This window comes from Lysinibacillus parviboronicapiens, from assembly GCF_003049605.2.
GTDB classification, from domain to species: Bacteria; Bacillota; Bacilli; order Bacillales_A; family Planococcaceae; genus Lysinibacillus; species Lysinibacillus parviboronicapiens.
In genome coordinates this window covers 2642721-2666682 of record NZ_CP073713.1, presented here as the reverse complement: position 1 = coordinate 2666682, position 23962 = coordinate 2642721, and the positions used below count along the sequence as shown (strand labels likewise).

General features: G+C 35.7%; 26 protein-coding genes and 1 riboswitch. Of the genes, 19 read left to right on the top strand and 7 right to left on the bottom strand.

The genetic code is table 11. The features are described from left to right. The first annotated feature begins 173 nt into the window (after positions 1–173). A riboswitch (cobalamin riboswitch) is annotated at positions 174–359 on the top strand. Positions 360–554: 195 nt separating this feature from the next. Continuing rightward, positions 555–1550, top strand: a complete 996-nt coding sequence (locus tag C9J31_RS12750; RefSeq protein ID WP_107950793.1) for an ABC transporter substrate-binding protein — start codon at positions 555–557, stop codon at positions 1548–1550. A gap of 104 nt (positions 1551–1654) precedes the next feature. Continuing rightward, positions 1655–2326: a nitrite/sulfite reductase domain-containing protein gene (locus tag C9J31_RS12745; protein WP_107950791.1), complete on the top strand. Its 672-nt coding sequence runs from the start codon at positions 1655–1657 to the stop codon at positions 2324–2326. Between the two features lie 22 nt (positions 2327–2348). On the opposite strand, the gene C9J31_RS12740 is transcribed toward C9J31_RS12745, so the two are convergent. Both C9J31_RS12740 and C9J31_RS12735 read right to left on the bottom strand, forming a co-directional pair. Then, a complete protein-coding gene (locus C9J31_RS12740) occupies positions 2349–3545 on the bottom strand; it encodes a class I SAM-dependent rRNA methyltransferase (protein WP_107925630.1) in 1197 nt (398 codons plus the stop codon). Positions 3546–3606: 61 nt separating this feature from the next. Continuing rightward, entirely contained in the window at positions 3607–4524 is a 918-nt protein-coding gene (locus C9J31_RS12735; RefSeq protein ID WP_107950789.1) for an alpha/beta hydrolase, read from the bottom strand. 174 nt (positions 4525–4698) lie between these two features. Here C9J31_RS12735 and C9J31_RS12730 point away from each other — a divergent pair, with 174 nt between their 5' ends. Beyond that, on the top strand, positions 4699–5187 hold the full coding sequence (locus C9J31_RS12730; protein ID WP_054768373.1) for a dihydrofolate reductase: 489 nt from the start codon (positions 4699–4701) through the stop codon (positions 5185–5187). 300 nt (positions 5188–5487) lie between these two features. Here the strand turns inward: C9J31_RS12730 and trhA are convergent, their stop codons facing one another. Then, the gene (trhA, locus tag C9J31_RS12725; protein WP_107950787.1) at positions 5488–6123 is read right to left on the bottom strand and encodes a PAQR family membrane homeostasis protein TrhA; all 636 of its coding nucleotides are present in this window, start codon (positions 6121–6123) and stop codon (positions 5488–5490) included. Between the two features lie 273 nt (positions 6124–6396). Here trhA and C9J31_RS12720 point away from each other — a divergent pair, with 273 nt between their 5' ends. From C9J31_RS12720 to msrB, 5 genes are all read left to right on the top strand, one after another. Further along, a complete protein-coding gene (locus C9J31_RS12720) occupies positions 6397–7239 on the top strand; it encodes a DegV family protein (protein WP_107950786.1) in 843 nt (280 codons plus the stop codon). Between the two features lie 330 nt (positions 7240–7569). Continuing rightward, entirely contained in the window at positions 7570–8499 is a 930-nt protein-coding gene (locus C9J31_RS12715; protein WP_235616357.1) for a GDSL-type esterase/lipase family protein, read from the top strand. 4 nt (positions 8500–8503) lie between these two features. Next, positions 8504–9082, top strand: coding sequence for a YpmS family protein (locus C9J31_RS12710; RefSeq protein WP_107950784.1), 579 nt, complete (start codon positions 8504–8506; stop codon positions 9080–9082). Positions 9083–9094: 12 nt separating this feature from the next. Beyond that, the gene (msrA, locus tag C9J31_RS12705; RefSeq protein ID WP_107950782.1) at positions 9095–9625 is read left to right on the top strand and encodes a peptide-methionine (S)-S-oxide reductase MsrA; all 531 of its coding nucleotides are present in this window, start codon (positions 9095–9097) and stop codon (positions 9623–9625) included. After that, a complete protein-coding gene (gene msrB, locus C9J31_RS12700; RefSeq protein WP_107925640.1) occupies positions 9622–10050 on the top strand; it encodes a peptide-methionine (R)-S-oxide reductase MsrB in 429 nt (142 codons plus the stop codon). The genes msrA and msrB overlap by 4 nt, the downstream gene beginning before the upstream one ends. 475 nt (positions 10051–10525) lie before the next feature. On the opposite strand, the gene C9J31_RS12695 is transcribed toward msrB, so the two are convergent. Beyond that, on the bottom strand, positions 10526–12364 hold the full coding sequence (locus tag C9J31_RS12695; RefSeq protein WP_238602172.1) for a methyl-accepting chemotaxis protein: 1839 nt from the start codon (positions 12362–12364) through the stop codon (positions 10526–10528). Between the two features lie 271 nt (positions 12365–12635). Here C9J31_RS12695 and C9J31_RS12690 point away from each other — a divergent pair, with 271 nt between their 5' ends. Then, a complete protein-coding gene (locus C9J31_RS12690; RefSeq protein ID WP_107950778.1) occupies positions 12636–12857 on the top strand; it encodes a YozE family protein in 222 nt (73 codons plus the stop codon). A gap of 115 nt (positions 12858–12972) precedes the next feature. After that, entirely contained in the window at positions 12973–13680 is a 708-nt protein-coding gene (gene deoD, locus C9J31_RS12685; RefSeq protein ID WP_107925646.1) for a purine-nucleoside phosphorylase, read from the top strand. A 126-nt stretch (positions 13681–13806) separates the two neighbouring features. On the opposite strand, the gene C9J31_RS24285 is transcribed toward deoD, so the two are convergent. Further along, entirely contained in the window at positions 13807–14031 is a 225-nt protein-coding gene (locus C9J31_RS24285) for a tyrosine-type recombinase/integrase (RefSeq protein ID WP_107950776.1), read from the bottom strand. Between the two features lie 768 nt (positions 14032–14799). Between C9J31_RS24285 and C9J31_RS12675 the strand changes: the two genes are divergently transcribed. Then, on the top strand, positions 14800–14949 hold the full coding sequence (locus C9J31_RS12675; RefSeq protein WP_016429071.1) for a hypothetical protein: 150 nt from the start codon (positions 14800–14802) through the stop codon (positions 14947–14949). Positions 14950–15267: 318 nt separating this feature from the next. Further along, entirely contained in the window at positions 15268–15402 is a 135-nt protein-coding gene (locus tag C9J31_RS23990; RefSeq protein ID WP_274520191.1) for a hypothetical protein, read from the top strand. 238 nt (positions 15403–15640) lie between these two features. Here the strand turns inward: C9J31_RS23990 and C9J31_RS12670 are convergent, their stop codons facing one another. Continuing rightward, positions 15641–15757, bottom strand: coding sequence for a YjcZ family sporulation protein (locus tag C9J31_RS12670; protein WP_107925158.1), 117 nt, complete (start codon positions 15755–15757; stop codon positions 15641–15643). A 407-nt stretch (positions 15758–16164) separates the two neighbouring features. Here C9J31_RS12670 and C9J31_RS12665 point away from each other — a divergent pair, with 407 nt between their 5' ends. From C9J31_RS12665 to C9J31_RS12650, 4 genes are all read left to right on the top strand, one after another. Then, positions 16165–16338 (top strand): hypothetical protein, encoded by a 174-nt coding sequence (locus tag C9J31_RS12665; RefSeq protein ID WP_193767136.1) that lies wholly within the window; start codon positions 16165–16167, stop codon positions 16336–16338. Between the two features lie 9 nt (positions 16339–16347). After that, the gene (locus tag C9J31_RS12660; protein WP_107950774.1) at positions 16348–16770 is read left to right on the top strand and encodes a hypothetical protein; all 423 of its coding nucleotides are present in this window, start codon (positions 16348–16350) and stop codon (positions 16768–16770) included. A gap of 447 nt (positions 16771–17217) precedes the next feature. Next, positions 17218–18018 (top strand): CsxC family protein, encoded by an 801-nt coding sequence (locus C9J31_RS12655; RefSeq protein ID WP_193767135.1) that lies wholly within the window; start codon positions 17218–17220, stop codon positions 18016–18018. Positions 18019–18772: 754 nt separating this feature from the next. Continuing rightward, positions 18773–19606 (top strand): CPBP family intramembrane glutamic endopeptidase, encoded by an 834-nt coding sequence (locus tag C9J31_RS12650; protein ID WP_107950772.1) that lies wholly within the window; start codon positions 18773–18775, stop codon positions 19604–19606. 206 nt (positions 19607–19812) lie between these two features. Here the strand turns inward: C9J31_RS12650 and C9J31_RS12645 are convergent, their stop codons facing one another. Continuing rightward, on the bottom strand, positions 19813–20964 hold the full coding sequence (locus tag C9J31_RS12645) for a GerAB/ArcD/ProY family transporter (RefSeq protein WP_107925161.1): 1152 nt from the start codon (positions 20962–20964) through the stop codon (positions 19813–19815). A 470-nt stretch (positions 20965–21434) separates the two neighbouring features. Between C9J31_RS12645 and C9J31_RS12640 the strand changes: the two genes are divergently transcribed. The 3 genes from C9J31_RS12640 (at position 21435) to C9J31_RS12630 (ending at position 23840) form a co-directional block, all read left to right on the top strand. Continuing rightward, entirely contained in the window at positions 21435–21944 is a 510-nt protein-coding gene (locus tag C9J31_RS12640) for a putative glycolipid-binding domain-containing protein (RefSeq protein ID WP_107950769.1), read from the top strand. A gap of 302 nt (positions 21945–22246) precedes the next feature. Next, positions 22247–22582, top strand: coding sequence for a hypothetical protein (locus C9J31_RS12635; protein ID WP_107950768.1), 336 nt, complete (start codon positions 22247–22249; stop codon positions 22580–22582). Between the two features lie 643 nt (positions 22583–23225). Further along, complete coding sequence (locus C9J31_RS12630) at positions 23226–23840, top strand: DUF998 domain-containing protein (RefSeq protein ID WP_107950766.1); 615 nt, start codon at positions 23226–23228, stop codon at positions 23838–23840. Positions 23841–23962 lie beyond the last annotated feature (122 nt).

The following is a 23962-nucleotide window of genomic DNA, read 5'->3' as shown; positions in this document are numbered from 1 at the left end:
CTCATTTCATCGTTCATTTCTCTTTATTGTAACAGAATTAATATAAAAAGATTTCATGTAAAATAGTTAGTGTTTATGTTTGAATAGTGCTAGATTATTAACTATTTTTATTATTGGCTATTTTTGTGTGATTGCTATCAAAATTCACTTCTGCTAGTCTTTCAAGTAGAATAAAATAAAAAATATATATTGGTGCAAATGGCTTAAGTCATTTGCTTAAAAGGGAAATCGGTGCAAATCCGATGCTGTCCCGCAACTGTAAATGGGGAGTCTAGACAACATGCCACTGTAGGAAACTATGGGAAGGTGTATAGATGATGAGCCTAAGCCAGGATACCTGCCAATATGTACAAAATTTACATAGGACCACGAGGATGGTTGTAGTGATTGGTTGAAGAACCTTGGTTAATTCACTATGATATCCTCTTGGAAACAAGAGGGTTTTTTTATATTCTTTTATCTAAATTGCCTTCCAACATGCGCAGGACACTAAATAGCCAAGAAGTCCCTGATTTCTTACTATAACAAATGACACACAAAGGAGAAAACTAAACATGAACAAGTGGAAAGGCATATGGCTTATTTTTACAATTGCGTTGTTAAGCATTTTGGGTGCTTGCAGCAGTAAAGATCAACAAGAATCGGCTGCGCAAAGTGAAAAGGTAGTACCAGCACAAGCCGAGATTACGGAAATTACGATTGACAATAATGATACGACGCAAGTTTATACGGAAGCACCTAAAAAGGCGATTACTTTAAATCAGCATGTCACTGAAATAATGCTGGCTCTAGGCCTAGAAGATTCAATGGTAGGTACAGCTTATTTAGATGATAAAATTTATGAACCGTTACAAGCTGCATATGATAAGGTACCAGTACTAGCAGAACAATATCCGTCAAAAGAACAAGTAATTGATACAGAAGCCGATTTTTTATATGCAGGATGGAAAAGCGGTTTTGGAGAGAAAGGTGTTGGAACACCAGAAGAATTAGAGACACTTGGTATTCATACATATTTACATACCTCCTCAAGTATAACGAATCCAACACTGGACGATATTTTTACCGATATTCGTAATATCGCATCCATTTTTCGAGTAGTGGATCGTGGGGAAGCTTTAATTGCGCAAATGACGAAAGAGGTAAAGTCTGTACGAGAAAAATTACCACAGGATCAGGAAGCGCTACGTGTCCTTGTTTATGATAGTGGAGAAAAGGAAGTCTTTACAGCTGCACAAAACTTTATGAATGAGCTTGTTACAGTTGCTGGTGGTCAGAATATCTTTGGCGATGTGGCATCCGGTTGGACAACTGTATCAAAAGAAGATGCAGTAGAACGTAATCCTGAAGTCATTGTTGTTATTGATTACGGTGCTACAACAGCCGAGGAGAAAATCAACTTCCTAAAAAATGATCCAGCGTTAAAAGAAACAGCCGCTGTAAGGAATGCGCGTTTTGTAATTTTACCGCTATCGGCAGCATCAGAAGGGGTACGTGCTGCAGAAGCGATTCATATTTTAGCGCAAGGGTTCTATCCAGAGAATTTCTAACTCTTGTGCATCATATACACGTAAATGAAAATGTAAATCTAAAGTAATTCGTAATAACAAAGGGCTAGCAATTTGCTAGCTCTTTTTCAAAGGGGAAGAGATTAGTGAACGCATTTCGTAATAATATTCCTGAAAAAACATTTGCAACACTCAATGAGAACGGGGAATTTACACGTCTAGCCGTAAGTCCTGGTATTATTAATAAGCACTATACACCAGCGCAATTTCAAAAAATTGCAGAAGTTGTTGGTGAGCATGGAACCATTAAATATTCAGCCTCGTACAGTATCCTTTTGTCCGTACCTAGCAATGGAGTAGAGCAGGCAATAAAGTCATTACAAGAAGTTGGCTTGTATATTGCAAAACAAGGTTCGGTAGTTGCGATGAAGGCCTGTGATTTTTGTGATGGTGATAAAATGGAGGCTGCTGCAACTACGGAACAATTATACAATGCATTGGAAGGTATAGACGTTCCTAAAAGAATACGCTTAAATGTAAATGGTTGTGCATCTGCTTGCTATAATGCGTTTTATGACGATATTGGAGTCGTTTATCAGAAGGACAGTTTTGACATCTATTTAGGTGCAGTACCAATGGGTGCTCATGCACAGGCGGGTGCATTATTTGCTAAACGAGTACCGATGCAACATATAACAGGCTTTCTACATCAAATTATTACTTTGTATAAAGAACATGGACGCCAGGAAGAACCGTTTTTTAAATTTTACCGTAGAACAAAAACCGCTGTATTTTGGCAAGCACTAAAAAACGAGTGACTCAAAAGAGCCACCCGTTTTTTTAAGTAAGTTTTTGAATAAATACAACCTTTAAATAATTGAACTCAGGAAATTCACGTGGTACGCGGAAATCCTTTGGTAGGCCGAATTCTTCCACAATTTTATAGCGAGTATTTGTTTCTTTGAAAGCTAGGTCAATAAAGCCTTTAAATTTTTTCATGCCAAAGCTTGCATTATTCGTTGATGCGACAATGATACCATTTTTCTCTGTAATAGCGATGGCATCCATTAGTAATTTAGGATAGTCTTTGGCAGTTGAAAAGGTTATTTGTTTCGTACGTGCAAAGCTAGGTGGATCTAAAACAACAAGATCAAATTTTAAATGATGGCGCTGTGCATATTTAAAATATTGAAATACATCCATCACTTTAATGTCTTGTGCCTCGTAGTCAATGTTATTGACACTAAATTGCTCTATTGTTTTCGCTACACTACGTTTGGCTACGTCTACACTAGTTGTTTTCATTGCTCCTCCAAGAGCCGCTGCAACTGAGAATGCCCCTGTATATGAGAATGTATTCAACATACTTTTATGTTGAGAATAACGCTCACGAATAGTAAGTCGCACTTCACGTTGATCGAGGAAAATACCTGTCATTGCACCATCATTTAAATTAACAGCGTAATTCATGCCGTTTTCCTTCACAATGATTGGAAACTCGCCAGGCGTACCCATCACGAAATCGTCCTGTTCCATATATTGCCCTTTACTATCAAAACGCTTTTTCTCATATACGGCTTTATAGTTTACTGTCTCTGTAAGTGCCTCGTAGACCGCTTCTTTAAATGAATAGATGCCTGCACTGTACCAACTCACCAGATAATAGCCATCAAAAAAGTCAATTGTTAGTCCACCAATACCATCACCTTCACCATTAAAGACCCTGAAGGCAGTAGTATTTCCATTATTAAAGAAAGCTTCACGATTTTGAATGGCTTTTTTAATTTTTTTGACAAAAAACGCTATATCTATTTCTTCATTAGCGTCAGGCGTTAATATCCAGCCGATACCTTTATTTTGTATACCATAATAGCCTGTACCAATAAAACGGTTATGGATATCAGTGATTCGCAATAGGGCTCCTTCTTCTTGAGGAAGTTTACGTACGTCAACCGCTTCTTTTGAAATAAGCGGATAGCCTTTTTTTAATGGTCCAGCAAATTGATTGTTAATTTGTAATGCAATAGTTTGTGTCATGTTGTCATCCTTTAAAAACATTTTGCTCTATTATCTCATTGTTTGGTAGTGTTAGACAAACTTATTTCATAAATGCAGCGATTTTTTCAACAGTATCAATAGTAGCTACTTCGAAAAACTCCATTTTGCTGAAGTAACTATGGATCAGTCCAGCCATTTTTACATGTTTGACAATTACACCCGCAGCGGCTAATTTTTGTGCATAGGCAAGGCCTTCATCAAAGAGTACATCTGCTTCTGCCGCTATGATGATTGTCTTAGGTAAGACGCTCACATCTTCAAGAAGCAGTGGAGATACAAGTGGATTTGTATAGTTATCAACCTCTGTATAATGACTAGCAAACCATTTCATTCCTAATTTGTCTAAGCCAAAGTGTTCACCAAAAGTAGCGTAAGAAGTAGTAGTAAAATCAATATTTGTGACTGGATAAATAAGTGCCTGGGCTGAAATTTTGGGTCCATTTAAGACGGCAGCTAAATAGGCGACAACCGTTGCTAAGTTACCACCAGCGCTATCTCCTGCAACTGTCATACGCGATGCATCCCCACCAAAAGTTACTATGTGTTCATATACCCAAAGTAAGCCATCATAAGCATCAAGCAGTGGTGTTGGAAAGGAATTTTCAGGGGCTAAACGGTAATCTACTGATACGACGATTGCTTGTGCTTTTTCAGCGAGTAATTGGCAACCTGCATCAGCGGACTCTAAATCACCAAATACCCAGCCTCCACCGTGGTAATACACAATAACGGGTAATAATTTGCCAACAACAGGTGTATAAATACGTACATTAATTTCTGCTCCATCACGCACCGTTATTCGTTTATCGATAATCGAAGCAAGTTGTGGGACGCGAGTAGATTGCCATTTGGGGACAGCTCGAATAGCTCTTGCTTGTTGGGGCGTTATTTCATAATAATGCTTACCCGAATCAGTTGCATTGATATAGCTTACAGCTTCATTCGTTAACCATGTCATGCTTATCAGTCCTTTATCTTTACGTTTGTTAATCCTATTATAAACTATTCTTATAATTTTACTAGGATTTAATAACGAAAAAGAAAATAAATTTATTATTGAGCTGAAATAGTGCGGTTGTATAGCAAAAATATGTTTATAATATAATGAACTAGTTTACTAGGAGGGAACAAAATGATTTCTTTAATTGTAGCACATGATGAAAAGTACGTAATTGGTTACGAAAATGGTATGCCGTGGCATCTCCCAGGCGATTTACAATACTTTAAGGAAAAAACAATGGGCAAGCCTATGATCATGGGACGCAAAACGTTTGAATCCATAGGCAGACCGCTTCCGGGGCGTCGCAATATTGTCATCAGCCGTGACGAAAGTTATCATGCTGACGGTATTGAAACAGTAACAAGTTTACAGGCAGCTATCGATCTTGCAGGGGATGTACCAGAAATTATGATCATTGGTGGCGAACAAATTTTCCGCTTATCAATGCCAATAACAGATCGAATATACGTCACAAAAATTAATCATACGTTTAATGGGGATACATACTTCCCGAAATATGAAGAGGACTTTATGGAAGTTTCGTCACAACAACCGGAGACAGCACCAGAAGGATACACATTTCAATATCAGATTTTTGAACGAAAAGCTCAAATTCATTAATCATTCGTATACAGTGCTAGTCAGTCATAATCAAGGTGGGGCTGTCTAAATGTCCTTTAAAACAATAAAATATGACCTTTGTACCCGCTTCGCTTTCCCACAAGCAATGCATGAGCCACTAACGCTCCCTGCTGGTCTCATGCTCTTGCCTTTTCCTACTCCTGTACTACGTTTCAATCACGTTTTCGTTGCAAATACGATTCGCAGGGGTCTACGCGGATTTTTACGTTTACATCCAAAAAACTGCCTACTTGGATACAGCTAAGCAAGTTGTTTTTACTTTTGGGACAGCCCATTTTACTATAGGTAAAAATAGATACAGGCATACATGGAACCACAACCTGCTAAAACAAAAAGGTGCCAGATCGTATGGTTGTAGGGAAGGGAGCGCCATGCGTAAAAAATAGCACCAACTGTATAAAAAAGACCACCAGCTAATAATAGGGAGAAGCCATGATTCCCTAAGTACAAATAAAGGGGCTTTATGGCAAATATAATGAGCCAGCCCATACCGATGTAAAACAGTAGAGACAAAATTTCAAAGCGATTGATAAAAAAGCATTTAAAGAGTACGCCCAGAATGGCAAGTGTCCATATAATACAAAGTAACGTAACGCCTAAGCTGCCACCAATAGCGAGTAATAGAAAAGGTGTATAGGTGCCTGCGATTAAAATATAGATAGAAGAATGGTCGAGGATGGCAAAAAAGTACTTGTATTTTTCAGGCATACTATGGAGTAGAGTCGACATTAAAAATAAGATGATGACGGAAGCACCAAATACACTAAAAGTTACAATATGCATGGCACTGCCATGTTGAACACCTGCTAAAATCAGGACAATGAGGGCAGGAATACTAGCTATAAAACCGACGCCGTGGGTAATAGCGTTCCAGAGCTCTTCTTTCCACGTTTTATAGTCAAATGAATTCATCATTGTGAACACGTCCTTTCGTTACTATTACTATACCCCGATAACTTACGTTCGACTATTTACATTTGTCATATCTTTCATGTCAAAAGTGTCATACCGATTTTCTAACTTTTTTAAGGCAATTATTAGACAAATTCAACTAAAAAAAGCTATAGTATCAAAGGTAAAGTCCTCGAAAAAGACTAGGAATTGACATGTCAAATGACAAATGTCATGTTTACATATTGAAACATTAGTCTATATAATAATTTTAATGAAGTAAAAGGATGTGTCAAAGTGGGACGAATTCATATTGTAACGGACTCAACTTGCGATTTAACTAAAGAAGAAGTAGCACAACACGGTATACATATTGTGCCGTTAACGATCCAAATTGATGGGAAAACGTATATAGACGGCGTAAATTTAGAGCCACAACCATTTTTAGGCTTAATGAAGGAAGCCAAAGATTTACCAAAAAGCTCGCAACCTGCACCAGGGAAATTTAAAGAATTATATGATGAACTAGGTAAAGATGGCGATCAAATCATTTCAATTCATATGACAGGTAGCATGAGTGGTACTGTAGAGTCTGCTCGACAAGCTGCTCAAATGACAGATGCAAATGTCACAGTTATCGATTCACGCTTTATCGCAATTGGACTTGCCATTCAATTAAGAGAAGCGATAAAAATGCGCGATGCGGGAGCTACAGTTGAACAAATCGTCGCACGCCTTGACCAAGTACGAGACAATACTCATTTATATGTAATTGTTGATACGCTCGAAAATCTTATTAAAGGTGGACGTATCGGTAAAGGAACAGGCTTTATTGGTTCGCTGCTCAATATTAAAGTTATTGCGAACTTAGAAGGTGGGGCCTATAACCCTGTGTCAAAAGTACGTAGTCATAAACAAGTAGTGAATTTCTTATTTAAGCAATTCCAAGCAGATACAGCTGGTAAAACCGTGAAGGCGGTTGGGATTTCCCATGCTGATGGTTTGACAACTATGGGTGGACCATTAAAAGAATTAATAGAAAGCACAGGTTTTGATGAAGTAGAAATTGCTTTTACATCACCAATTATTTCTACACATACTGGTCCAGGTGCGATTGGATTTATTTATTTTTCAGAATAATAGTCAAGAGCTGCTACATAAATAATTGTAGTGGCTTTTTATTTACTTTCAAGAAGTATGCCAATGCCTACAGAAATATGGAGAGGGCGTCATAGTAGTTATAGGGAGAATACGAAATTTATGCGGTGATGACAGTCTGTTATCTGAGGCAAATGTTTTAAAAGACGAATAAGCAAAAACTTGGAGTTCTAAAATGGAAGATAAGGGGAAAAATGCGGTTTTAGTGGGATGAAACAGATGAAATTATTTCTAAAGCGAAGCATAGTCGCTTTTCATTGCAGCGTGAACTATCTATAATAGTAGTAACAGTAAAAGATGGAAGGTGGTCAAATGGACATCTGGCGAGTAATTTTGTCATGTTTGATCGTCTTAGTACTAAGTGGTTGTGCTATTTCAATAGATGAACCGAATCCGCAGACTGAACCAGTAGGTGATCAGGCAGCGACGGAGCAAGATATGAGACAGGATGAGCAACAAACAGAAGACGAGGCTGAACCCTCTAGCAATATGTTGACGCAAATTTTTGAACATTTTTTTGAACCTTCACCAGAGGATTTACGGCAAATTGATGATGAAAATGCAAAGCAACTACATTACTTGGCACTAGGTGATTCTTTAACAGATGGTGTTGGTGATGAGTATAGTCAAGACGGTTATGTTGGAAGATTAGCAGATTCCTTACTCACTTGGCCTTCGATTTCAGAAGTTGAAGTTGATAATCGAGGAAAAAGGGGAAGACGTAGTGATCAGCTATTAAAATTAGTGAAAAAAGGGCATTATGATGAAGAGTTGCAACAAGCACAACTCATTTCACTGACAATGGGTGGCAATGATGTAATGAAGGTTGTCAAACAGGATCTATTTAATTTAAAACGAGATGCGTTTGATGCTGAATTACAGGCCTATGAAAAACGTTATAGTAAAATTATTGATGGTATTCGTGCAAAAAACCCAACAGTACCTTTACTACTTGTTGGCTTTTATAATCCATTCTCTATTGTCACAAATGAGGCCAATGAGTTTGATACAATTATTACGGAGTGGAATAACGTAATTGAAAGGGTAGCTAGTAAGGATTCAAATGCATGCTATGTATCAGTGGAAGATTTGTTCGATTCGAACGAAGAACTTGTATATCATACGGATTTCTTTCATCCGAACGCAAAAGGTTATGAAAAAATGAAAGAGCGAATTTTAGAAGCAATGGGGCAATGCAAAATGGAAAAGAAAATTAACAAGGAAATAGGCTTCGAGGAGTGACAAAATGAATAAATGGAAATTCGCATTTTTCGCGTTAGCGGGAACGGTACTTTTTGCGATCCTCCTCGTCGTTTATTTAGCTACGAAACCAGTAGATGGAGTAAATTTAGCGAAGAGTTCAGAAAGTGAAGAAATAAAAGGGAATGTACTAGTCGTTCAAACCACAACCAAAGAATTTGAGTCTATATCGAAGAAGTATTTAAAAGATACGGCTAAGGGTTCACCGTTACCAATTGATTTCACAATTGGCGATGACATTCAACTAAAGAGTAAATTGACTGTATTTTATACAGAAATCCCAATTACGATGAATTTTGAGCCGATTGTGGATGAGAAAGGCAATATTATATTAAAGCAAACAGAGATGAATGTCGGCCTATTGAATATTCCACCGGAGACGACGATGAAAATTATGCGTGATTCGGTGGAATTCCCTTCATGGATAACAGTGAATCCAAATAAAGCGGAAATTTACATTGATTTATCACGTGTAAATATTGCTACTGGATCACGTGTTCGCGCAAAGGAATTAGACTTACCAAACGATAAGATTTTACTGGAAATTATCGTTCCTGGTCAATAAGGAGTGAAAACAATGGCAATGCAATATGCAACGTTTGCGGGTGGCTGTTTTTGGTGCATGGTCAAGCCATTCGATGAGACACCAGGTATAGAATCCGTGATTTCTGGCTACACAGGGGGACATGTTGAAAACCCAACATATGAACAAGTGTGCTCTGAAACAACAGGTCATCTAGAAGCTGTTCAGATTATGTTCGATGATGAGCTTTATTCGTACGAGCAACTACTGTCAACATTTTGGACTTTAATCGACCCTACAGATGCTGGGGGGCAATTTTATGATCGTGGAGAGTCTTACACAACGGCGATTTTTTATCATGATGAAGAACAACGTGAATTGGCAGAACGCTCAAAGGCTGATTTAGCAGCATCAGGAAAATTTAATAAACCGATTGCTGTGAGAATTTTACCGGCAAATACATTTTATGCAGCAGAACATTACCATCAATATTATTATAAAAAAAATCCAATGCACTATGAACGTTATGCAGTCGGTTCTGGTCGCAAAGCGTTTCAAGAGCAACACTGGGGGCACAGAAAATGACCAAAGAACAACGTTTAAAAGAACTAACAGATATGCAGTACTATGTGACACAGGAAAATGGGACAGAACCACCGTTTCGCAATGAGTATGATCAGCATTTTGAAGATGGTATTTATGTCGATATTGTTTCGGGCAAGCCATTGTTTAGCTCACTCGATAAGTTCGACGCAGGTTGTGGCTGGCCAGCATTTGCTAAACCGATTGTTAAGGAAGAAGTGACAGAGAAATTTGATACAACACATGGAATGCGTCGTGTAGAAGTGCGTAGTAAAGAGGCTGATTCACATTTAGGACATGTCTTCCCAGATGGCCCAATGGAACTAGGGGGCTTGCGTTATTGCATTAACTCTGCAGCTCTGCGTTTCATCCCTAAAGAGAATCTTGAAAAAGAAGGCTATGCTGAGTATATTTCATTGTTTAAATAATAAAAGCTCCTAGTACTAGGCACTTCAGAATGTAGTCAAACTCAACGAAATTTGAGTTTGGCTACATTTTCTTTTGAGAATAAATAATAAGAAACCATCATTTCCGCTACAGCGCGCGCTTTTCGCGGGCAAGACTTCAGACTCCTTGTTGCTACGCTCCGACCCGAGCGAAAGTTGCGTGTAGCCTAGCGAAATAGCTGATAACCAGAGCGAAAGTTGCTTGTAGCCTAGCGAAACGACAGGAGACCCGAGCGGTATTTGCTTATACCCGAACGAAAACCGTACTAGGTTTTTTTATGAACTTTCTACGACTGTTCTAGAATTACTTAAGGGCAAGTGGAGGTGTGCTTCATATTGGTGGTGTCGATGCTAACCTTGAAATACATTATCAAGGTCTATAAACACTCGGCATACTGCCTAATTCTTGTCGGTGACACAAAAAAGAATGTCCCTGAAAGAGACATTCTTATAGGTGTTACACTTTAAATTCACTCACGACATTACGTAGGCTATCTGCCTGGTGAGCCAGCTCTGCCGCTGCTGCGTTGATTTCTTGCATAGATGCAGAACCCTGTGTTGCGGCAGCAGCTGATGTAACGGTATTACTAGCTGTTTGCTCAGTGAACGCATTCATATGTACAAAATCGCTTGCAACGGCATTACTATAATCAAGTGTTAACGCAATTTTCTCTACCATTTCGGTAATAATTGTCGTTGTTTCTTTGGTATGCGCTAAAATATTCGACAGTGATTGATTTGTTTCATTGGTTACTTCAACTCCTCGAATGACAGAGATAACCCCTTCATGGTTTTGCGAAATAATCGATGTCACTTCATCTTGAATAGACGTTACAATAGAGGTCACTTCTTTCGCAGCTGATTGAGACTGCTCAGCTAACTTCCGAACTTCATCTGCAACAACAGCAAAGCCTCTCCCATGATCACCTGCACGAGCAGCTTCAATTGCTGCATTTAATGCAAGGAGATTAGTTTGCTCGGAAATAGCAGTTATTGTACTGATAATTGATGTAATATCTGTAGATTTGCGACCCAGTGCCTCGACGGTTGTAGTAGTAGATGCCATAGTTTCTTCAATAGACTGCATAACCATAGAGGATTGCTGGACTGAACGACTGCCTTCGTCGGCGGCTTGTTGCATGGCAAGTGAAGCTTGCTGTACCCCAGTCGTTAGCTCAGTTAACTGATGCATAGAATGTTCCAAATCACTCATTTTCTGTTGTGCACTGGTCATACTATGAATCGTATTTTCACTATCACTTGCAATATCTGCTGTCGTATCTGCAATATTTTGAATCGTCCGTGCATTATCCTCTGCCAATGCCATGAGTTCCTGACTACTGCTTGAAACGTGATCAGCAAGCTGACTCACGCGTTTAATGAGGTTTGAAATAGAGATAATTAGTGTATTTGTCGATGCAGCAATGACTGAGAATTCATCATTGTTCCGTACATGGACGCGTCGTGTTAGATCACCACCAGCTTGTGCAATATCTAGAATCGAGTGGTTAATAGCTGATGTATTGTTTTTTAATGATTTAAATAACATATAGCCAAACGTAAGCATCGCAATTAGGCCGACCATCGATATGATAAAAAATGTCATATTTGAAACTTTGATTTGTTGATTGAGTTTACTTAGTTTTGCTTTATTGGATTCATCCATAACAGAGTTGATTGATTCAATATTATTATCAATATGGATTTTCATAGTTTCACCGGTACCGTTCATCATGAGCTTACGAGCTTGTTCGAGTCCAATTTCATCACGCATTGTCATTACTTTTTTAGAGTACTCAAGGTAGTTTTTGTAGTATTGACCGATTGCTTGCATATGGCCCAGTTCGAGTTCACGATCTGCAAATTTTTCTTGTAAAGCGCCAATTTTTTTATTGATAGCATCAATTTTCATATTATAGGAAGTTGAATAACTGCCGTTTCCGGTGATTAAATAGGCTTGTTCAAGATTGGTTAATCTAGCGATTTCATAGGCAAGTTGGTTGACCGTTAGTTGTTCTTGTACATTTTTCTCTGTGAAATCTTTCATTTGTTGTTGCAGATTTGTAATGTTGACGTACGATAATATACCCATTACAGCATTAATAAGGATAAGTAGTGTGAAAATAATCAACACTTTCCCGCGGATTAAATGATAAAAACGTTGTCTTTTTTCTTTAGTAGGAGGGAGATTAGGCCTACTATCCTTTGAATTTGGACTTTTTCTTTTGAAAAAGCCAGATTCAAAGAGAGACGGGCGTTTTTTCGTTGAATTACTTCGATTATTAGAGTTTTGCATCGCCATCACCTTCCTAAATTTGTATAGTCGATTTCAATTTTATCGTATTATGCTAAATATTTCTATTATATTTTCATAAAATTTTCATTTTTCTGATAAAAAAGCAGGTTATCTTTCTGGGAGGATAGTCATAACAAATGAACTTAAAATATTCTATTATACCTAATAGGAAAAAATACTTAAAAGAAAATAAAAATTTTTTATGACGAATTGTAATTTTTTTGATAAACTAGCGAAAAGAAAAATGTGGGATCAGGAGGTCTTTTCGGATATGAAAAAAAGCTTTTATTTATATGTATTAACATTTCGAGGGGGAGATTGGTCAGATAGAAAGGCACGTTTTGCAGAAGAGATGTTTCATGAGCATAATTTTCCAAAGCAAAGTGCGGATTTTGATGAGCTGTCTACATATATCGAAACATATGCAACAGATAATTTAACTACGGAAGTATTTGACGAATTATGGGATTTATATGTGGGTCATGAACAATAAATCGGAATACTTTGATTACTCTTTCTTTTTAAGTTGCTAGACGTCTATCATTGCGTAAATATGAGAAACAAAGTATCATTTAAAGTGATAACTGACAGAAAAGAGGGATTGCAGTATGAGTATTCATATTAATGCAAAAAAAGGCGAAATCGCTGACACAATTTTACTTCCAGGGGATCCGCTGCGTGCAAAATACATCGCAGAAACTTTTTTAGAGGATGTTACTTGTTATAACGAAGTTCGTAATATGTTTGGTTATACAGGTACGTATAAAGGTAAACGTATTTCTGTACAAGGTACTGGTATGGGTGTGCCATCTATTTCGATTTATGCAACTGAGTTAATGCAAGAATATGATGTTCAAAAATTAATTCGCGTAGGTACTTGTGGTGCAATTCAAAAAGACGTAAAAGTTCGCGACGTAATTTTAGCTCAGGCAGCTACATCTGATACGCGTATGAATCAAATCATCTGGGGTGGCGCTATCGATTTTGCACCAATCGCAGATTTTGATTTATTATTAAAAGCGTATAATGCAGGTAAAGAAGCTGGCCTAAAATTACAGGTAGGGAATATCTTCACTGCAGATTTATTCTACTCTGATGAACACCAAAATGAAAAGCTAGCTAAATACGGCGTATTAGCAGTTGAAATGGAATCAGCAGCGCTTTACACGCTAGCGGCGAAGTTTGGCCGTAAAGCACTTTCTGTCTTAACAGTAAGTGACCACATCATTACTGGAGAAGTAACAACTTCAGAAGAACGCCAAACGACGTTCAATGATATGATTGTGGTAGCGTTAGACGCAGCTATTCAAGACTAAGTATATCAAGGGTTTATGAATTGCAATATATTTCAAAATGCCCGAAAGTGCCCAAACTAAAATATAACATTTGAAAAATACTCAATGAGTGACCGAAAATAACGGAGCTTGTTGGGTATTTTTTATTTATAGTATTTCGAACCTAGCTTCTCCCTTCTGCTCTTGAGCTACATGAGAGTACGTATTGTGTATTTCATGAATGATTACGTGTCCAAGCTGTTCTTGAAAGACTTTGATATTTATAATCTTAGAGAGCATGTACGGGGCGAAAGTATGTCGCAAACTATGAAAGGTAATTGAAGGAAGATTGTGTTGTTTAACAATATCGCTCCTTTGTTTACATGCGGTCATGATAGTTAGGGTGACTATTGTCCTTAGAGAACACGAAATAAATGGGCTTCCCTTGTTTATCTAAAATAGGATTAAATTTATCCCCAAGCTTTTTCTAACTTCTTTTTCTTGAGCTCAATGTATTCTTGAAACTCGGTCATAAGATTTTTAGGGGCATGTACGACTCTGTGTAGTAATTTATACGCTTCGTTTTAGCACGCTTAGGTTTGTTCGCCATTGTACATAGGTTCACCTCAAGGCAACCCCATTCAATCGCTTTATTAAACATGGTATTCATTAGTACAAACATTTCTATCAGCGAGCTTGCTTTTGCTTTTTCTGTTCCACGAAAAAAAATTAATTTGTGTTGGTGTTATTTTGTGAAGCAACATATCCCAAGAAATCTAGTAATCCTTGTTATAAGTAGTTTTCATAAGTATTTCGGGATTTTACTTTTAGTTCAACCTCTACATAATCACTCATGAATTGTTCTGAAAAGCTTTTGAATGAGTGTTTCTTTGGTTTGCCGAATACCTGAGATTCTGTACCAAGAGAATTCTCAAATTGGCTGATAGCATTAAAGGTTTAGACTGCAGTTAGCTTAGCCAATGTTACTAATAGATAAGTATAATGAATACCATTTGGTGATGAATTATTTTACTAAGTTTTTAATGATTTACTGATATATGCAAGGTTAGCAGTACACTATTAAGGTTTACTTCAGTAAAATAAGGTATATTATATTTGTTGAATAGATTTCTTTAAAGACAAGAAAAGTAGGTGAATAAAGTGGGGAAATATCAATTGGATACCAAAGGTCAGGTAGCTGTGGCAAAGTATCATGAAAAACACAAGCCAGCTAAATTTGATAAAAAGCAGCAACTTGAAAAAATACGTGCGGAGTATTTGAAAAAGAAGCAAAAACAAACAGATAAATAAAAGGAAGATAAATCTTCGAAATTACAAAAATAGACCAATGGCAAAAGGCTATTTTAGAATTAGTGACTTAATTAACGCGATTTCATTGTTGGGAATAAACCAAAAACGAACAATCGAGGAGGCCACACAAAACTAACAATTACTAAATTTCAATAGAAAGAATATATGTGACAAAAGATAAACGGATAATGAGATAGCGAAAACCTACTATGTTTGTGTATCAACATTAAAGAATTGGAAGCAACGAAAGGATGTTGCTTAGTTGCTAACTTTGAAAGATGAATGTAATGATGGTGAAGGTGTGCAGGCGATGATGATATGGAGCATACGGAAGATCTAATGGAAGCGAATATATTTACGACAAAGAAGCAACGAGAAATTGAATGGGAATATAGGGAAAAGCTTCGAGGTACGGTATGGGTGCTATTTGCATTGCTGGATACACGCATGTGATGAAGCACTTTGAATTCGTGGAAGTGGATTTTCAAGGTTACTCGAAAGATTTTGTGCAGTAAATCAGGTGTGACTGAGTATGCATGTCAGGAAAGAAACAAATAAAAGGGTCTCCAGTGTGGGGGACGACCCTTTGGTCATAATAAGAATGTGTAAGGATGATTGATATTTACACTATTATTATGATAGTTTGCGAAGGGGTTATGGAGATTATTGATTGTGGCCAATAATGAAGGTGTTATTTATGCATGAAACTAGCGCCCACAATAATTAAAAGAATGAATAGGACAACGATTAGAGCGAATGATAAATTATCATGCTTGCCATAGCCCGTACCATAAACTTCATTTCCCATATTAAATTCCCTCCTTTCTATAATTTAGAATATGTAAAGTTATAGAAAGGAGAGATGCTATTCATCTAATCAATCACTTCTTTTGAAAAAATAAATAATCATATTACGTATTTTGAGAAAGAACGTGGTTCGTGTGAAGCTGCATTTAAATTCAATTGAATTAGATATTTATACTCCCTAATTATAAGAATAACTTTATAAATTAGCATTGTATTTCTACCAGCTGCTTCAGTGATGGAATTCACAGATAAAGATAAGTTTATATTTGGAAACTGAGTTATTAGTTTCTCAACTAGATAAAGAGGAATATAAATGAGCATCCTGAATTTAAGGAAGTAAATGTATCATTTACTGATGTTGAATGACAATATTTTGGGGATTTTATTAACACTGCACGAACTACTTTTATGAATTCACAAGTATCAGAACAATTTGTTGTGGCTCCAAGGGTTGCTCCAATTGTATGGTTTGTTAATATTAATGTTGTTTTTATAGGGAATACAAAAGGGTTTGCAACGGTATACAAACCTGATAGTGGGGAAATCGCTATGAAATTTATTAACAGTAATTGGGGATGGTAAGATTTAATTATGGCAACCTTATATGATAGATTATTTGATGCATCAAAGACAAGTTTAGAAGTAGTTAATATAGAGAGTGATACTATTTATGGTAATATTTGGATTAAATTTAATTGTGGCGAACATCATTTAGATTTTAAGTTTTTGGTTTTACGGAGTGACCTTATAATGCTACATACGCTGATATTAAATAATTGGGATGAATTATTGGAAGCGAAAGTATGGGACTCAACGGATCCTTCATTTTCATTTGCTATTTTAGCGAATAATAGCGAGCTAATTGGTGAGCAGATTTATCAATTCCAATTTTGGATTGATGCAGGAGAATTTAACTCTCATAGAGCTACTCGTTCCGGTATTGGTATTACAATTTATCAAGCTAGAAAATCTATTGAAGAATTTGCATTACAGATAAAAAAAGAATTTGATTAGAATTAAAGCGAATGTCCGGTACTCAATTAATATGAACTGAACCCTATAAAGTAGACAGTTTAATAAAAGACCATTCTCTACATTGAACAGCGATTAGATGACTTCGATGCTGCCGGAGTCATTTTTTTAATGTCCATTTCTTTGACGCATTTTTGAAATGCTGGGTGTGTATAATGGAAACCTTGATCTGAATGAATCATCGCTTTGGGAATTGTGCTATAGCAAATGTACTTTTAAAAGGGTACACAAGTACAATAAATTCGAGGCAGTTATGATTGATAGACAAGGGGCTAGAAGATAATTAAAAATCTATCTCTCAGCTCAAAAAATCTCTTTTTTAAAATCAGTAAAAGCACTAGTAAAACGTCCATACATAGAGTTGGTTGCTACATATTCTAGCTGTATAGAGAACATCTCTAATACTAAAAATGAAATGAGGGAATTTTTTTGAGTGATCAATTAGATAATCAGATGCAACCTTTTCTTCCTTGTCCAGTTACATCAACTGAACAAACACCATTATCGAGTGCGAATACGCCAGTAGTCGCTACACCGCTTTCAACGCCAATTGTAAAAATACCTGTAGTACTTTCAGAACCGACACTTCAAATCGTTGTGGAGTCGGATATTACGCTTAGTCCTGCAGCAACTGAAATCAAAAGAGTGAAAAAAAATGTATTCCTAAATCAAGTGAAACTGGTACCGGTTAGATTTACACGTATTGCGGGCACTGACTTTTTTAGGGTAACAAGAGCTAAATTATTCGTAGCGGGCCATATTCGTAAAAATATCGAATATGCTTCAGCTGCATGTAATGGGGCACTTCAAGATAGAATTGCCAATGTTCCATTTTCTGGTTTTGCAGACCTTACTTTCCCACAAGAACCTGGAGGCCCTACGCCAATCCTAGGAATTTCCGAGTTTGCCGAAGTGAACTTCCTTAACGAACATACCCAACTGGATGCTCGATTGGATAAGTTTTTCTTCCAAAACCTCGTAAAATACAATGAACAGCCATTTGGCGAGTTAGTAGCTGCAAACTTCTTTGAACTTGATTTTTCACCAACTATGGCAAGACCTGAAGGTACTTTTAGCAAATTGCGTGAAAAAATTGTACTGGAACTTACTGTAAAAGTACTGCAAGTTCAACAAATTCGCCTAGGTGCGGGTAGTGTAGTAACGCCTGTGCTTTCAGGACTAACTCCTCCAGTTAGTCCTGCTATTGAACCTCCTACTACTCATTGGTAATCACTATTTTTTAGAGGAGCAAAATAAAGAATAAAGGGTTGCACAATGCAAAAATAAACAGCCCTAGAATTTTTAAGAGGCACTGATAAAATCTAAAATTTGAGTTGGTAGTTGAAAGTTCGGTTGAATCGAACTTTCAACTGCCTTTTGTAATAAAACTTGAGTTTGAGCTTTTATTCATAAGCCCGAATTATAAAAATATAAAAATAGGCGCCCCTTTTCAGTACGCATCACATTAGACGTATATCATTAATTTTTATCAGATATACGGCTATTTTATTTCCACATGCAGTTGGCTACAAAGGAATTTTTAAGTTCGGAATATAGTGTGACGGGGATAATCGTTAAGATTTTTTGCTGGGCATAGGGAAGATATCTCCTTTAATAGATTCCTATATAGCAGGTGCTGCGTGTTTATAGTACTAGGTCATGTATTTACTTTTGATAATCCTTATTGCAATCGAAAAAGAGGTAGCCGAGCTCAAAGAATCATTTTTCAATGATCTTTTGAGTCGGCGTCTTTTTATATCTTAGTTCAAATAATAAATCCTGTTGAAATATTAAGTTTTGCGATGGATAAATCGTTTCTAGAATCTAAACCATCCGACTAAATTACTTTCTTCCATGTCCTTCCCGCCAATTGGATAATAGCAGACATGTATTGACCTATGAGTAACCCCTAGGTTTAAGCTGAATGTATACGTAAATGCGAGCGCTATTAAATTTACGAAATACTTTTTTAAGTGGGGATTATATGAATAGTGAAAAGAAATTAAAAAAACCAGTAGCAAGTTTTATTGTACTAACCAATATCATTTTTATGCCACTTTTTTGTCTTGTGGGAGCCATAAGCATGTTAGGATTTCCTGAATGGGTTTTTGATGTAATGCTCTGTATATCAGCTTGGTCCTCAACTTTTGCTTTTGCAATACTATTTAAAAAAATCTATCCTGGTCAGAGTTTTATACAGTTTGTAAAAGATAAATTCAAGAATAAACTTAAATTTTCTGTGATTCTAACTGTAATCATGATTCAAGCATCCATATTTTTAATGATTTTGACTATCGTATCGAGAAATAGTGAAGTAGACTCTATTTTTACTATTACTTCATGGGGAATGCTGTTCTATTTCTTTATCAAGAACCTTCTTGCAGGGCCATTTGGAGAAGAAATAGGGTGGAGAGGTTTCGCTCAAATTGAGCTTCAAAAGAAGCATTCACCATTAACAGCTTCGATAATCATTGGATTTTGGTGGGGGATGTGGCATCTACCCCTATGGTTTACTACAGGGCTTGTGGGTCTTGATTTAATTAAATATATACTATTCTTTATGATTGCGCTGATGTCTACTAAGATCATCATGACAGCATTTTATAACTTAAATCAGAATTTAATCATTCCAATCATCATCCACCAATTCTTTAATTTTTTTATTGGCTTAATAAACGGAAATTTACTCGATTTAATCATGTATAACGCAATTTTTTATTTAATAGTAGCTGTCTTGTTGATCATTATAAACCCAAAGAAAGTACTATATGGAAAGGAAGATACAAATATTATGAATGTAGAGCAGTACATGGTTTAGTATGTACTGCGATATACGTAACGAACAGGAGCGTTAGTACACTAATCAACACAACAAACAAAAAGCCACTCTGGTAAGTGACTAAATGAATGATTACTTTTAATAAACCAGTTACCAAATCAATTCCAAATAATCTATTTTTAACTTGTAATTGTAAATAAAGCATGGCTTATAAGTTTAATATAGACAATAAATCACCATTGCAATCAGTTATTATTTTTTTCTTCTATAACGACACGTTCACTTAGTATGTTTCTAACTTTTTCAGCGCACTGAATTTTACGTAATTTTGCAACAAAAAGTAATAATAAGGGCAATAAAATGGTTAGGGTTAATGTAAATAGTGGCCATGTTTCCTCATTATATTTAATTGAGTGAACAATATTCGGATGTATAATTTGAGAAAATGCAATTGAAATCATGCCAAGTGGTAGTATTAGCGGTCGATGATCTTTAATATTGAATATTTGCGCTAAACCCTTTACTGATGCGTAAAAATATACATACGATCTAACAAAAATTGTGAACATCCACATAAAAGCCATTATTACCTCAATTCGTTGTAGAAAATTCCCTATTGAAATATTTTGTGCCAGTGCATAGCTAGGATAAGATTGGTGTGATGTATTTGTTGCCCCAAGTACAAGTACAGAGAGAGCTATAATAACAGTTAATACTAAACCTCCTGCTACTGAACCTATATAAAACCCCTTTTGAGCTGACTTACGTTCATTAATAGCGGAGGGGAAAATCATTAATAATACAACCAATGGAAAAGAAAAAGTGCTCATAAAATATAATATACCAACTAGCAGTGACTTTGTTGGTGTATCAAGTATCGGTTGAACATTTTTAACGTCTATTTGTGGAGAAATACAGATTACAAAAACAACAAATAAGAACAAAAACAGAGGGAATAATATTTCGGCACATCGTGCAAAGACCTCTACCCCTAAATAAGTAGCAAATAGAATAATGATACTAAACAGGATAGCAAATGCAACTTTAGGCGTCTCTGGCATGATTTCAGTCTTCATAAAAGTCCCAATGAAAAAAAATAATTCTCCTGCTGAAAGTAAGGGAAGAGAGATAAAACCAACGGAGGTTAATTTACCAATAAATTTTCCTAGTATTTTTTCATTGGCCTCAATAAAGGTTAAATTGGGGGTCCTATTTCCTAAAGAAATGAAAAGCTTTACTAGTAATAAACTTAATATCACCCCTATTATAGCCGAAATCCAAGCATCTTGTTTAACTGCATTCGCCATCGTCGCAGGAATAATTAATATAGTTGTACCTATTGAAAAGAGAAAAACAATTATTGTGAATTGGCGTGCGCTAATAATTTCTCCTTCCAAATATGTCACCCTCTTTACGCTCGAAAATTTTTATGGAAATCATTACTTCGTTAAATCTAGAAGCATGTTGTTTTTCTATTTAGTTTTTAAAAGGATATACATATTGGTGAAGAAATAATCAAACTAACATACAACATATTGGAGATGAGATATTGAAAATATTTATACTTCATTCAAAACCATTTCATTAAATGATTGAATAATGCACTTGCCTGAGCATAACATGCGCAATGGGATACCTATTGTGCAGTCGATGACGAAATCGAAACAGCCACAAGGTTTTTAGTTTATTTGCGGGTAGGAGGCTGTCATTTAGGAATGAAAGTCGCAGGACTTAAATAACTTTTAATGTGAATTTGGCGATTGAAAAATTGCATCTCGAGTAAAGTTTATAATTTTTATTATTTTTGCTAAAATAAGAACATTAGTTCTTTTTTGTGGTAAAGATAAATGGAAAGGGAGATAAAATTTTGAATCAAAAGGTTATATGGAAGAATGAAGAACAGTTTGGTTGCGAGCATTTTAACATGATTGTAGAAGAAAAAAGCTACTCAGCGAAAGGAACAATTATCTATGTAGATGGACGTACATCCAATGCTCATATTGTTGAATACAAAATCGATTTAGATGCCAATTGGTTTACAAAAAAATTAAGAATAGTAATGGATGACCACAATAGCTTAAATTTAATGTCTGATGGGAAAGGTACCTGGTTTGATAAGGATGGAAAAGTAATCGATAAGTTAAAGGGCGCAATCGATATTGATATATCTGCCACGCCATTTTCGAAATCTCTTCCCATCAATAGAATTGATTGGTTCCTGAATCAACAGGAACATTTTGAAATGGTGTATATATCAATTCCTTCGCTCGAGATAAAAAAAATTCCTCAATTCTATAAATATATAAGAACTACTGGGAATTTGAGATATTTTAAGTATCGCTGTTACGACTATGAAACAAATAATATGTGTAGATGAACAGGGCTTAGTTATAAACTATCCGAAAGTATTTAGCCGAATAAAATAATCTCAACATGAGAGAATGGAAACAGCTTTAAAATTCAGATATGGAAAATTTTGGTATAATAATCAAAAAGTCATCCCTTAAATATATTGATTGAAGTAGGTGCTGCGCCTAAGTTACCGCGTAGTGATATACAGTGTATGACAAGTGACAAATAAACAAACTAATACCCCCCAATATTATCCAATATGAGGTATTATTAAAACTAACGGTATAGGTTAGTGTAGGAATAAGGATAAAAAAAGGAGGGCACAGAATGAAATTCAAGTTTGGGGATGTTGCTATTGTTCTACCTCCTTTACACATTACGATTATCGCAATAATAATTATTTTCTTTTTAGTAAGGTGGAGCAAGCAATTAGAAACAAGACGTTTTACAATTTTCTTTTACTTTCTAATTAGCACTTCCATTACTCCAATTTTTATTCGCGGTACAAAAGAAGGTGTCTTTAAACTCTGGATACCCTTGGGATTTATAGTAGTTTTCTTTTACTTGTTTCGTAGTGAAAGAAATCATCCAGCTAAAATGAAGGCGAGTATTTTAGGTCTTTTCATAGGATTGTATTTGTTAATTTTTCAATATGTCAGGTAGATTAACTGTTGTTACACAACTCCCATAAAGAAAGTGTCTATTTCAAATAATAGTGTTAAAATACAGGGACGTTTACTTGGTGGATGTATTGATACTATTAGACATTTAATCGGTACAAGATTCGGTGAAGTTCAAAACTTTAAAGAAAATTATATTAAAGGTTTCGCCACTAATGACATTAATAATCGGAGCATATGCAGAAGTGGAATTGTATAGCGGTAAAGGGGCAATTTTACAATATTTTAAATAAGCAATTTATGTAACTATTCTCTACGAATAACAGACATACTAAGTCATATCCAAAAGGGTATGGCTTTTTGTTAATTTGTACATGTATTATATAACTGAATTATTAATTAATTACATATATTTCTACTATAATAATACAGAAAAGGAAAGTGATAATTATGGGGAATCCATTAAAACAATTAGCTAGTGATACTGTAATATAGAATCTACCGATAATTCTTCAAATATTGTTAACATCAGAATACTATGTTGAATAGAGCAATCAAATTGTTAAAGAGAGTGTAAAAATATCTTTTAAGACATAAATTATTTGGAAGTGCAGTCCCTCATTTACGACTAGTAAATTGTTAATTTATTGATGCAATAAAGTATATAATTAGATAAAGGGGGCCAAATTTTGTTACATATATCTAAAAAAATTGGAATAGTAAGTTGGGTTGTTACGATTTTATATTTTGTGATTGAACCGATTTTTATTATGACTTCAATTGCCCCATATAATATTATGCACCAAGCTATGAGTGATCTTGGTGTGACATCATGTGGGAAATACACGTATTCAATTGCTCCTCATGAAATTTGTTCTCCTTATCATTTTTGGATGAACGTATTGTTTATAGTAAATGGTATAACATTATCAGTTGGTGTGTTGTATCTTTCCCAGTACCTAAAGAAGAACTGGTTAACCAAATTGGCAACTGTATGTATTCTTATTTTTGCTTTCGGGAATATTGTATCCGGCTTTATACCAGCTGATATAAATTTATTTTGGCATTCTATAGTAGCACAAATAGGCATGATTACAGTTTTATTTGGACTGTGGATTTATGCAAAATTATTAGCTAAAGGTAAACGATGGACCTATTTTAATTTATTTGTACTTATAGCATTTCTTATCCTTATCATTCTTTTGTTTTTCTTTCCATTGCCAGCAGGTTTATTACAAAGACTTTTTTATGGCGTGATTTTCTTGTGGGGAACTGTGTTAACTATTCTCTTAAATGATTAAATCCTTAGAAATGTACTTATCAATAATGCCATGAAGAATTATTTATAAGCTATATTAACAATTTCCCGGCGCTCAAAGGGTGGGGAATTTAGAGAAAGAAATTGCATCAAAAAGAGCATCAA